The organism is Erwinia aphidicola (genome assembly GCF_024169515.1).
GTDB classification, from domain to species: domain Bacteria; phylum Pseudomonadota; class Gammaproteobacteria; order Enterobacterales; family Enterobacteriaceae; genus Erwinia; species Erwinia aphidicola.
Window position 1 is genome coordinate 1,972,272 of sequence record NZ_JAMKCQ010000001.1, and the last position, 11,904, is coordinate 1,984,175.

At 56.5% G+C, this 11,904-nt stretch carries 11 protein-coding genes; 9 read left to right on the forward strand and 2 right to left on the reverse strand.

Translation table 11 applies throughout. From position 1 onward, the window contains the following. Positions 1-81: 81 nt before the first annotated feature. Positions 82-1,020, reverse strand: a complete 939-nt coding sequence (gene metR / locus J2Y91_RS09145; RefSeq protein ID WP_048914382.1) for an HTH-type transcriptional regulator MetR — start codon at positions 1,018-1,020, stop codon at positions 82-84. A 136-nt stretch (positions 1,021-1,156) separates the two neighbouring features. Here metR and metE point away from each other — a divergent pair, with 136 nt between their 5' ends. Continuing rightward, the gene (gene metE, locus J2Y91_RS09150; protein WP_133622246.1) at positions 1,157-3,427 is read left to right on the forward strand and encodes a 5-methyltetrahydropteroyltriglutamate--homocysteine S-methyltransferase; all 2,271 of its coding nucleotides are present in this window, start codon (positions 1,157-1,159) and stop codon (positions 3,425-3,427) included. A gap of 47 nt (positions 3,428-3,474) precedes the next feature. On the opposite strand, the gene J2Y91_RS09155 is transcribed toward metE, so the two are convergent. Beyond that, positions 3,475-4,311 carry a dienelactone hydrolase family protein gene (locus J2Y91_RS09155; RefSeq protein WP_048914384.1) on the reverse strand — a complete coding sequence of 279 codons (837 nt, stop codon included), beginning with the start codon at positions 4,309-4,311 and terminating at the stop codon, positions 3,475-3,477. 287 nt (positions 4,312-4,598) lie between these two features. Between J2Y91_RS09155 and udp the strand changes: the two genes are divergently transcribed. From udp to tatC, 8 genes are all read left to right on the forward strand, one after another. Then, positions 4,599-5,360: a uridine phosphorylase gene (udp, locus tag J2Y91_RS09160; protein ID WP_048914385.1), complete on the forward strand. Its 762-nt coding sequence runs from the start codon at positions 4,599-4,601 to the stop codon at positions 5,358-5,360. 178 nt (positions 5,361-5,538) lie between these two features. Beyond that, entirely contained in the window at positions 5,539-7,068 is a 1,530-nt protein-coding gene (gene rmuC / locus J2Y91_RS09165) for a DNA recombination protein RmuC (RefSeq protein WP_133622244.1), read from the forward strand. A gap of 74 nt (positions 7,069-7,142) precedes the next feature. Beyond that, positions 7,143-7,898, forward strand: coding sequence for a bifunctional demethylmenaquinone methyltransferase/2-methoxy-6-polyprenyl-1,4-benzoquinol methylase UbiE (gene ubiE, locus J2Y91_RS09170; protein ID WP_048914387.1), 756 nt, complete (start codon positions 7,143-7,145; stop codon positions 7,896-7,898). Between the two features lie 12 nt (positions 7,899-7,910). After that, complete coding sequence (ubiJ, locus tag J2Y91_RS09175) at positions 7,911-8,516, forward strand: ubiquinone biosynthesis protein UbiJ (protein WP_133622243.1); 606 nt, start codon at positions 7,911-7,913, stop codon at positions 8,514-8,516. Continuing rightward, the gene (gene ubiB, locus J2Y91_RS09180; protein WP_048914389.1) at positions 8,513-10,150 is read left to right on the forward strand and encodes a ubiquinone biosynthesis regulatory protein kinase UbiB; all 1,638 of its coding nucleotides are present in this window, start codon (positions 8,513-8,515) and stop codon (positions 10,148-10,150) included. Before ubiJ ends, ubiB begins: the two co-directional genes overlap by 4 nt. 118 nt (positions 10,151-10,268) lie before the next feature. Beyond that, positions 10,269-10,520, forward strand: a complete 252-nt coding sequence (tatA, locus tag J2Y91_RS09185) for a twin-arginine translocase TatA/TatE family subunit (protein ID WP_048914390.1) — start codon at positions 10,269-10,271, stop codon at positions 10,518-10,520. Positions 10,521-10,523: 3 nt separating this feature from the next. Further along, positions 10,524-11,072 carry a Sec-independent protein translocase protein TatB gene (gene tatB, locus J2Y91_RS09190; protein ID WP_048914391.1) on the forward strand — a complete coding sequence of 183 codons (549 nt, stop codon included), beginning with the start codon at positions 10,524-10,526 and terminating at the stop codon, positions 11,070-11,072. Beyond that, positions 11,062-11,826 carry a Sec-independent protein translocase subunit TatC gene (gene tatC / locus J2Y91_RS09195; protein WP_048914392.1) on the forward strand — a complete coding sequence of 255 codons (765 nt, stop codon included), beginning with the start codon at positions 11,062-11,064 and terminating at the stop codon, positions 11,824-11,826. The genes tatB and tatC overlap by 11 nt, the downstream gene beginning before the upstream one ends. Positions 11,827-11,904: the final 78 nt, after the last annotated feature.

Consider the following 11,904-nt stretch of genomic DNA (forward strand, 5'->3'; position numbering starts at 1 on the left):
GAAACCATAGCAATGAGCGCATTATAGAGACAATTCGTGAGTTAAACAGGAAAAACCGCCAGCGGCAGGCTGGCGATGGTGTTACAGAGGATTGATCGCGGATAACGGCGTGCCGGGGCGTGAAGCGTCACGCACCAGCGGCAGGTGATCGCAGGCGTGCTGACGGGCGGAACGGATAAACGCCTCCACGATTGGCTGGCGCTGTTCGCCGTCGCGCACGGCGGCATACAGCCTGCTCCACAGGCCGTCCCCTAACGTTTTCGTCACCACCAGCCCCTGGTGTTCAAAACTTTCTACCACCCAGTGCGGCAGTGCGGCAATGCCCATCTGCGCGGAAACCATCTGAATCAGCAGCAGCGTATTATCGACGTTTTTCAGCGCCGGGCTGATGCCCGCGGGCTGCAGGAAATGGCGCCAGATATCCAGGCGCTGGCGCTGTACCGGGTAGATCATCAGCACTTCACTGGCCAGATCCTCCGGCGTGATGTGATCCTTCTGTGCCAGTGGGTGATCCGGGGCCAGCACCAGGCGTACCTCAAAATCAAACATCGGCGTATAGAACAATCCGCTGCGCGGCAGAATATCTGAGGTCAGGACGATATCCAGCTCGCCCTGCTGTAAAGCGGGCTGTGGATCAAAGGTCACGCCCGACTTGAAGTCCATCACGACCTGCGGCCAGCTCTGACGGAAGTTATTCAGCGCGGGCGTCAGCCACTGAATACAGCTGTGACACTCAATGGCAATGCGCAGCGTGGTCTGATGCGGCTCGTGGCATGCCTGAAGCGCGTGCTGGATCTGCGGCAATACCTGCTCTGCCAGCTGAAGCAGGATCTCCCCCTGTGGCGTAAAGCGCAGCGGCTGGCTTTTTCGCACAAACAGGCGAAAGCCAAGGCGCTGCTCCAGATCGCTGAACTGGTGAGATAACGCCGATTGCGTCTGGTGGAGCTGAGCGGCAGCGGCGGCCAGCGACCCGGTATTTCGCAGTGCCTGCAGCGTTCGCAGGTGCTTGAGTTCGATCATGAGAGTCCTTCACATCGACAGTGAACATTTTGCGCTTGTGGTGAATACACTACCTGCGGATTATAGCGGTGTAAACATCTGGATGGCTAAATGAGTCAGCCAGCCCGGTAAATATGGATTCTACGAGGCAAAACTGATGACTATTCTGAACCATACACTTGGATTTCCGCGTGTCGGTCTGCGCCGCGAACTGAAAAAAGCACAGGAAAGCTACTGGGCGGGTAACAGCTCTCAGGAAGCGCTGTTGGCGACCGGTCGTGAACTGCGCGCCCGCCACTGGCAGCAGCAGAAAGAGGCCGGTGTTGACCTGCTGCCGGTCGGCGATTTCGCCTGGTACGATCACGTCCTGACGACCAGCCTGCTGCTGGGGAACGTTCCGGCGCGCCATCTCAATAAAGACGGTTCAGTTGACCTCGACACCCTATTTCGCCTGGGCCGTGGCCGTGCACCCGGCGGTGAACCGGCGGCGGCGGCAGAAATGACCAAATGGTTTAACACCAACTATCACTACATGGTGCCGGAATTTGTGCAGGGCCAGCAGTTCAAGCTGAGCTGGACTCAGCTGCTGGACGAAGTGGATGAAGCGCTGGCGCTTGGACACAAAATCAAACCTGTGCTGCTTGGCCCGGTAACCTATTTATGGCTGGGGAAAGTGAAGGGCGCCGCGTTTGACCGCCTGAGCCTGCTCAAAGCGATCCTGCCGGTTTACCAGCAGGTGCTGGCTGAGCTGGCAAAACGCGATATCGAGTGGGTGCAGATTGACGAGCCAGCGCTGGCGCTGGAACTGCCAGCCGTATGGCTTGCGGCCTTCAAACCTGCTTATGCTGCATTGCAGGGCCATACCAGACTGCTGCTGACCACCTACTTCGACAGCATCGGCCAGAATATCGATACCATTCGCGTACTGCCGGTGCAGGGCCTGCATGTGGACCTGGTGCACGGTAAAGACGATATCAACGCGCTGAACCGCCAGCTTCCGGCGAGCTGGCTGCTGTCGGTTGGGGTGATCAATGGCCGTAACGTCTGGCGTGCCGACCTCAGCCGCTGGTTTGAGCGCCTGCAACCGCTTGTCGCCGCCCGTAAGCAGCTGTGGATTGGCTCTTCCTGCTCGCTGCTGCACAGCCCGATTGACCTGAGCGTGGAGACCCGCCTCGATGACGAGGTCAAAAGCTGGTTCGCCTTTGCCCTGCAGAAATGCGCAGAGCTGTCGCTGTTGAGCCATGCGCTAAATAACAGTGACCCGGCCTCGCTGGAAGCCTGGAGCGCCCCAATCCGCGCCCGAAAATCCTCGACCCGAGTGCACAATCCGGCAGTAGGCCAGCGCCTGGCGGCAATAACCGCTCAGGACAGCCAGCGTAATCACCGCTATGCGGTGCGCGCGGAGGCTCAGCGCCAGCGCTTCCAGCTGCCTGCGTGGCCCACCACCACCATCGGTTCGTTCCCGCAGACCAGCGAAATTCGTGGCCTGCGCCTCGATTTTAAGCAGGGGCGTCTGGATGCTAACCACTACCGCACCGGTATCGCTGAGCACATCAAGCAGGCGATTGTCGAGCAGGAGCGCCTGGGGTTGGACGTGCTGGTCCACGGGGAAGCCGAGCGCAACGACATGGTGGAGTACTTTGGGGAAAACCTCGACGGCTTCATCTTTACGCAAAATGGCTGGGTGCAGAGCTACGGCTCACGCTGCGTGAAGCCACCGGTGATTATTGGCGACGTCAGCCGCCCTCAGGCCATCACCGTGGAGTGGGCAAAGTATGCCCAGTCGCTGACCAACAAGCCGGTGAAAGGCATGCTGACCGGTCCGGTGACCATTCTCTGCTGGTCATTCCCGCGTGAAGACGTTTCGCGTGAAACCATCGCTAAGCAGATTGCCCTGGCGCTGCGTGATGAAGTGGCAGACCTGGAAAAAGCGGGAATTGGCATCATCCAGATTGATGAGCCAGCGCTGCGAGAAGGGCTGCCGCTGCACAAATCCGACTGGGCCGCCTACCTGGAGTGGGCAGTGGACGCTTTCCGCCTGAACGCCGCCGTGGCGCAGGATGACACCCAGATCCACACCCACATGTGCTACTGCGAGTTCAACGACATTATGGATTCGATCGCTGCGCTGGACGCCGACGTGATCACCATTGAAACCTCACGGTCCGATATGGAGCTGCTGGAGTCGTTCGAAGAATTTGAGTACCCGAATGAGATTGGCCCGGGCGTGTACGACATTCACTCGCCGAACGTGCCGTCGATAGAGTGGATAGAAGCGCTGCTGCTGAAAGCGGCTCAGCGCATCCCGACTGAACGTCTGTGGGTTAACCCGGACTGCGGCCTGAAAACCCGTGGCTGGGCTGAAACCCGCCAGGCGCTGGCGAACATGGTACAGGCGGCGCAAAACCTGCGTAACGCCAAAGCGTAATTATCTGTGTTGTTGATGTGTATTTGGGGCGCTAAGCGCCCCCTTTTTTATGCCTTTGGCGCAACGCCATACTGTTTAAACCACGCCAGCATACGTTGCCAGCCGTCCTGGGCGGACTCGGCGTGATAGCTGGCGCGATAGTCAGCATTAAAGGCGTGACCGGCATCGGGATAGACAATAATTTCCGCATTCGCATTGGCCGCCCGCAGTGCCTGACGCATGGTTTCCACGCTCTCCTGCGGGATGCTGTCATCTTTACCACCGTACAGCCCTAATACCGGGGCATTCAGATCGACGGCGATATCGACCGGCTGCTTCTGCTGCTTCATGGTTTTATCACCGACCAGCTTGCCGTACCAGGCGACGGCAGCCTTCAGCTGCGGATTGTGCGCCGCATAGAGCCAGGTAATGCGCCCGCCCCAGCAGAAACCGGTAATCGCCATATTGCGCATATCGCCGTCGTGACGCGATGCCCAGTTAGCCACATGATCCAGGTCGGCCAGCACCTGATTGTCCGGCACTTTACTCACCAGCTCTGAGAACAGGGTTGGGATATCGTCATATTCGCTCGGGTCGCCCTGGCGGAAGTAAAGCTCAGGAGCGACAGCCAGATATCCCTCCGCCGCCAGGCGGCGACAGATATCGCGGATGTGTTCGTGAACGCCGAAGATCTCCTGGACGACTAACACCACCGGCAGCGGGCCCGTGGCATTACGCGGTTTGGCGTGAAACGCCGGCATATTCTCCCCCTGAGTGGGAATCGAGGTTTCCCCGGAGATAATCCCGGCGCTGTCGGTAATAATTGTGGTGGCAGCCGTCGGCAGGACTGCGGGCGCAAAGCCTTTTTCGCTCAGTTCTTGAGTCATGTTATCTTCGTTTTTCATGGTTCTCTCCGTGCAGGCGCGAATGCAATCAGCTAACTATAGCCAGGAATGCGATGGGGTCAGAGCTTGAGTGAGGGTATCTCTTTATCACCTGATAAAGCTGAACCACAGGGCAAGTTGTGTCAAAGTGGCATGAGCAAATAATGAAATGTGATGCTGGTCACTATTTTCAGTGTAAGGCGTGTAACTTTCATTTTAATCAGCGACATTAATCACACTAAAGAGCGCCGTTATTCCTTACAGTAGCGCTTAATTACTATCCCCGCTTTCCGCGACAGGAGTTTGAAATGGCACATTCTGACGTTTTCCATCTTGGCCTCACTAAAGCCGATCTCCAGGGCGCGACGCTGGCCATCGTGCCTGGCGACCCGGAGCGCGTAAAGAAAATTGCTGCCCTGATGGACAATCCTGTCCACCTGGCTTCACACCGTGAATTTACCACCTGGCGCGCCGAGCTTTCCGGTAAGCCGGTGATCGTCTGTTCGACCGGTATCGGCGGTCCTTCGACGTCTATTGCCGTGGAGGAGCTGGCGCAGCTCGGCGTACGCACCTTCCTGCGTGTAGGTACCACCGGTGCTATTCAGCCAGACATCAACGTTGGCGATGTGCTGGTGACGACCGGTTCCGTACGTCTCGACGGTGCCAGCCTGCACTTTGCGCCGCTGGAGTTCCCGGCGGTAGCGGATTTCACCTGCACCACCGCGCTGGTCGATGCGGCGAAAGAGGCCGGCGCGCGCACCCACATCGGCATCACTGCTTCATCTGATACTTTCTATCCGGGCCAGGAACGTTACGACACCTGGTCAGGCCGGGTGGTGAGCCGCTTCCAGGGGTCGATGAAAGAGTGGCAGGAGATGGGCGTGCTGAACTATGAAATGGAGTCCGCTACCCTGCTGACCATGTGTGCCAGCCAGGGGCTTCGCGCCGGAATGGTCGCTGGGGTGATTGTTAACCGTACCCAGCAGGAGATCCCGGATGCGGAAACCATGAAAAAAACCGAAAGCGATGCGGTGAAAATCGTGGTTGAGGCTGCACGCCGCCTGATCTAAATTTCTCACTTTGCGGGCAGCGTCTGAAAGCTGCCCGCAAACCGCAACCGCCCCCTCATTTATCTGCGTACCCTCTCCAAAATTTCTCCTAAGCCCGTGAGCAAGTTGCTTTTTATCTGGACATTTATACAGTGCGCCTCTATTTTTCCCCTGTCAGGGTTTCAGCAGGAGAAGCAGGGTGGATCCAACAATCGTTTATAGCGCAGGTATCGGTCTGGTCGGGCTACTGGCAGGGTGGCTGTTCGCCTCTTATCGCAGCCAGCAGCAGCTGGCGAAGGGCGAGACGGAGCGACAGCTGCTGTTACAGGCGTCTGAGCAGGCGCAGGCTGAACGTCAGCGCTTACAGCAGCAGCTTGAGGCCCAGTTACTTGTCCATAAGCAGAGCGAGCAGGAGCTGCGCCAGCTCCACGCTGCGCATGCCGCAGCCGGTGAAAAGCTACAGCACCTCGATCACTGGCGCGCAGAGAGCGACCAGCTCACGCGTGAATTGCGCACTCAGCTGGAGATCAACAGCGCCCAGGAGGCGGAGCTGCGTGAAGTTACCATCCGCCTGGAAGAGACGCGCATGGCGGCTGAAGAGAAGCAGCGCCTGCTGGTCAACAGCGAGCAGCGCCTTAATGCGCAGTTTGAAAACCTGGCAAACCGAATTTTTGAAAACAGCGGCCGTCGCGTCGATGAACAGAACCGCCAGAGCCTGAATGGGCTGATTACGCCGCTGCGTGAACAGCTGGAGGGCTTCCGCCGTCAGGTGCAGGAAGGTTTCGGTCAGGAAGCGCGCGAACGCCATACGCTTTCTCACGAAATTCGTAACCTGCAGCAGCTCAATGCCCAGATGGCGCAGGAAGCGATTAACCTCACCAAAGCGCTGAAGGGCGATAACAAAACTCAGGGCAACTGGGGGGAAGTGGTACTCAGCCGGGTGCTGGAGGCTTCCGGCCTACGCGAAGGTCATGAGTATGAGACTCAGGTGAATATACAGCTGGAACAGAGTGGCCGCATGCAGCCGGATGTCATTGTGCACTTGCCGCAGGGCAAAGACGTAGTGATCGACGCCAAGATGACGCTGGTGGCCTATGAACGCTACTACAATGGTGAAGATGAAGCCGGGCGTGAAGCGGCGATTAGCGAGCACATCGCCGCCATCCGCAGCCACCTGCGGGGCCTTAGCCGAAAAGATTACCAACAATTGCCCGGTTTACGCTCGCTGGATTATGTGTTGATGTTTATCCCGGTGGAGCCGGCCTTTCTGCTGGCTATCGACCGTCAGCCAGAGTTGATCAACGAGGCGCTAAACCTCAATATCATGCTGGTCAGCCCGACCACGCTGCTGGTGGCGCTGCGCACGATCAACAACTTATGGCGCTATGAGCATCAGAGCCGTCATGCCCAGCGCATTGCCGACCGGGCCGCCAGGCTCTATGACAAAATGCGCTTATTCGTTGACGATATGAGTGCTATCGGCCAGAACCTGGATAAAGCTCAGGATAGCTACCGTCAGGCGATGAAAAAGCTGTCGGAAGGGCGCGGCAACCTGATTGCGCAGACGGAAGGCTTCCGCCAGATGGGCGTTGAGATCAAACGCCCGATAAATCCTCGTCTGGTCGAGCAGGCGCTGCCCGCGGAACAGGGGGAGGAAGATGACGCTGCCGGGGAAGCAGAAAGTGAAGAATTTTCTCCTGCCGCAATGCCACACCGCATCAATGAATAAGCGAGTGGCAAGTGCCTGGTCTGCGTGACTCTGGTACACTTGGCAAATATTTGATTGTAGAGCAGGCAAAACAAATGGCAGATGAATCAAAGGACACCACCCACTTCGGCTATCGCACGGTAGCGAAAAACGAAAAGGCCGAGATGGTGGCTGATGTTTTCCATTCCGTTGCGGCCAAATATGATCTGATGAATGACCTGATGTCTATGGGCATCCACCGCATCTGGAAGCGTTTTACCATCGACTGCAGCGGCGTGCGCCGTGGGCAGCGCGTACTTGATTTAGCAGGCGGCACCGGCGATCTCACGGCAAAATTCTCACGTCTGGTCGGTGAGACCGGTGAAGTGGTGCTGGCCGATATCAACAGCTCAATGTTGAAAGTGGGCCGTGAAAAGCTGCGCAACAAAGGCGTCATCGGCAACGTAAATTACGTTCAGGCCAATGCCGAAGCACTGCCGTTCCCGGATAACTACTTCGACTGCATTACTATCGCTTTTGGTCTGCGTAACGTGACCGAAAAAGAGAAAGCGCTGGCCTCGATGTTCCGGGTGCTGAAGCCGGGCGGGCGTCTGCTGGTGCTGGAGTTCTCCAAGCCGCAGTTCGAACTGCTGAACAAAGCCTATGACGCTTACTCTTTCCACATCCTGCCGCGTATTGGCGAGCTGGTGGCGAAAGATGCAGGTAGCTACCGCTACCTGGCAGAATCCATCCGAATGCATCCCGATCAGGAAACCCTGAAGCAGATGATGATGGACGTTGGCTTTGAAAACACCACGTATCACAATCTGACGGGCGGCATTGTTGCCTTGCACCGCGGATTTAAGTTTTAAGCAGGAAAACGCATGACATTAACGCCGCTGTTAACTGCCAGTCTGGAGAGCGCGCTTAACCAGATTTTATACCGCGATCGCGGCCTGAAGGCGGCGCGTCAACGTCTTAACGGGCGTAGCCTTGCTATCGTTCTTGCGGAACTGCAACAGCCCGTCACCTTCGTCTTCAGTGAAAACCAGGTGGATGTGATAGGTGCGTGGGGTGACACGCCAGACTGTACGGTGAAAACCCGTCTGGCAACCTTGCCCAAACTGCGCGACCGCCAGCAGCTGACGGCCCTGATCCGCAGCGGCGAGCTGGAGGTGGAAGGTGACCTGCAGCTGGTGCAGCAGTTCTCTGCACTGCTGGACCTCGCAGAACTCGACCCGGCGGAATATCTTGCCCCGTGGATTGGCGACATAGCTGCGCAAGGGCTGACAAAGTTTGCCCGCCGTGGTTTCAACGCGCTGCGCCGTGATGTCGAGCGTAAGCAGAGTTATCTGGGCCAGACGCTGACGGAAGAGTGGCGGCTGGCACCGGGTAAGCTCGAGCTCGCCTGGTTCAGTGAAGAAGTGGATGCCTTAACCCGATCGTTGGATGCCCTTGATGCCCGAATTAATCAGCTGGAGGTCAAATGACCTTCGGTGAACTGCGTCGTCTCTACCTGATTATCCGCGTTTTTCTCAGCTACGGCCTGGATGAACTGATCCCCAAAACCCGCCTGACTTTACCCATTCGCCTGTGGCGCAAATGCCTGTTCTGGATGCCAAATCGCCACAAAACTCAGCCGCTGGGCGAGCGTTTGCGTCTTGCGCTGGAGCAGCTCGGGCCGGTGTGGATCAAGTTTGGTCAGATGATGTCGACCCGCCGCGATCTGTTCCCGCCACATATCGCTGACCAGTTGGCAATGTTGCAGGACCGCGTGGCGCCGTTTGATGGTGCCAAAGCGTTGAAGCTGATTGAACATTCACTCGGTGCGCCAATTGAAAGCCAGTTCGACGACTTCGAGATCGTCCCGCTGGCTTCTGCCTCGATTGCTCAGGTTCACACGGCGACGCTGAAAGAAAACGGTCGCGAGGTGGTGATCAAAGTGATCCGCCCTGACATTCTTCCGGTCATTAAAGCGGATATGCGCTTGATCTACCGCCTGGCCCGCTGGGTGCCGCGCCTGCTGCCTGATGGCCGCCGTTTGCGCCCGCAGGAAGTGGTCGCCGACTATGAAAAAACGCTGCTGGATGAACTGAATCTGCTGCGCGAAGCCGCGAACGCCATTCAGCTGCGGCGTAACTTTGACAACAGCAGAATGCTGTATGTCCCAGAAATCTATTCCGATTACTGCAGTGAAAATATGCTGGTTATGGAGCGTATTTATGGCATCCCGATCTCTGATGTGGTGACGCTGGAGCAGCACGGTGTCAACATGAAGCTGCTGGCCGAGCGCGGCGTGCAGGTGTTCTTTACCCAGGTGTTCCGCGACAGCTTCTTCCATGCGGATATGCACCCGGGCAATATTTTCGTCAGCTATGAACACCCTGAAGATCCGCAATATATCGGCATTGACTGCGGTATCGTCGGCTCGCTTAACAAAGAAGATAAGCGCTACCTGGCGGAAAACTTTATCGCCTTCTTCAACCGCGATTATCGCAAAGTGGCTGAACTGCACGTCGATTCAGGCTGGGTGCCGCCGGATACCAATGTTGAAGACTTCGAGTTCGCCATTCGTACCGTGTGTGAGCCGATCTTCGAGAAGCCGCTGGCAGAGATCTCTTTCGGCCACGTGCTGCTTAACCTGTTTAACACTGCGCGACGTTTCAATATGGAAGTGCAGCCGCAGCTGGTACTGTTACAGAAGACGCTGCTGTATGTTGAAGGCGTCGGCCGCCAGCTTTATCCACAGTTGGATCTCTGGAAGACAGCCAAGCCGTTCCTTGAAGACTGGATTAAAGACCAGATCGGCATTCCCGCTATCGTGCGTGCACTGAAAGAGAAAGCGCCGTTCTGGGCAGAGAAGATGCCGGAGCTGCCGGAGCTGTTTTATGACAGCCTGCGGCAGCATAAGCAGCTGCGTCACAGTGTTGACCGCCTGGCAAGCGATCTCAAAGGGGAGAGGACCAGGCAGCATCAGTCACGCTATCTGTTTGGCGTGGGTGCCACGCTCCTGCTGAGCGGAACGGCTATTTTGCTGACGCGCCCTGAGTGGGATATGTTCTCCGCCGCCCTGATGGCTGCAGGTGCTGTCGCCTGGCTGATAGGTTGGCGCAGAACAAACTGATTGTCATGAAAGGTAAATAGGCAGTTTATTGTGCGTGGGTGGGGTTTGCGCATCGTCAGCAAGACATAAGCTGTTATATACTCGAAATTCGCATCAATTATTGATATCAGAGGTAATAATGGGTGGCATTACACTTCCACATTTGTTGATCATCGCCGTACTGGTTGTCCTGCTGTTCGGTACTAAGAAACTGCGTTCGCTGGGTTCTGACCTCGGTTCATCAATCAAAGGCTTTAAAAAAGCCATGAGCGATGAAGACGACAAGGAAAAGGATAAAGCGCATGCTGATGATGCTGACTTCAACGCCAAACTGGCGGACAAACAGCATACTGAAGCAAAAAAAGAAGACGTTAAGAACGACAGGGTATAAACCGTGTTCGACATAGGCTTTAGTGAGCTGGTACTGGTATTCGTTATTGGACTGGTGGTTCTGGGTCCGCAGCGTCTACCCGTAGCGGTTAGAACAGTGATGGGCTGGATCCGCGCACTGCGTTCGCTGGCGACCAGCGTGCAGAATGAACTGGCGCAAGAGCTGAAAATTCAGGAGCTGCAGGACGGCCTGAAGAAAATCGAACAGGCGAGCAAAGACAGCCTCTCCCCTGAGCTTAAAGCCTCGGTGGAGGAGCTGAAGCAAACGGCTGACTCGATGAAACGCTCTTACCTTGGTGATAATGAAAAAGCTGACGATGAAGCGCACACTATTCATAACCCGCTGGTAAAAAACCCGCAGGAATCCCATGAAGGCGTGACGCCAGCCGAAGCGGACCATCAGGCTAGCGCACCAGCACAGGCACCGGTCACCGTGACCCAGACCGCCGCGACGCCGCAGCCTGAAGTCAACCCTGAGCCGGCTGTACCCGCTGAACCGAGAGCCCCCGTGAATTCCACTCAAGCGAGCGATAACGTAAAACATGGCAGTTGAAGATACCCAACCGCTTATCAGTCATCTGATCGAGCTACGTAAGCGCCTGCTGAACTGCATCATTGCTGTTCTGGCAATATTTCTGTGCCTGGCTTACTTCTCCAACGATATCTACCAGCTGGTTTCCGCACCGCTGATTAAGCAGATGCCTGCGGGCGCCAGCATGATCGCCACCGATGTCGCCTCGCCATTCTTTACGCCGATTAAGCTGACAATTATTGTCTCGCTGTTCCTGTCGGTACCGGTGATCCTCTATCAGGTCTGGGCATTCGTTGCGCCTGCGCTGTATCGCCACGAGCGCAAGCTGGTTATGCCGCTGCTGTTTTCCAGTTCATTCCTATTCTACCTGGGGATGGCTTTCGCCTACTTTATTGTCTTCCCGCTGGCGTTTGGCTTCTTCGCCAAAACCGCGCCTCAGGGCGTACAGATTGCCACCGACATCAATAACTATCTCGACTTCGTGATGACGTTATTTATGGCGTTTGGTGTGTCGTTTGAAGTGCCGATTGCTATCGTGCTGCTGTGCTGGACCGGTGTGACCACGCCAGAAGATCTGCGCGCTAAGCGCCCTTATGTGCTGGTTGGTGCGTTCGTCGTTGGGATGTTGCTGACGCCGCCGGATATCTTCTCCCAGACGCTGTTAGCCATCCCGATGTACTGCCTGTTTGAAGTCGGGGTTTTCTGCGCACGCTTCTATGTGGGTAAAAATCGTCGCGACGGAGATGAAGAAGAGCAGGACGCCGAATCGGAGTAATTGCCGCGAACGGCTGCCTCTGGCAGAACATATTGAGTTTACTAACCGCCCGTCAGGGCGGTTACTGTTTGGAAGAGA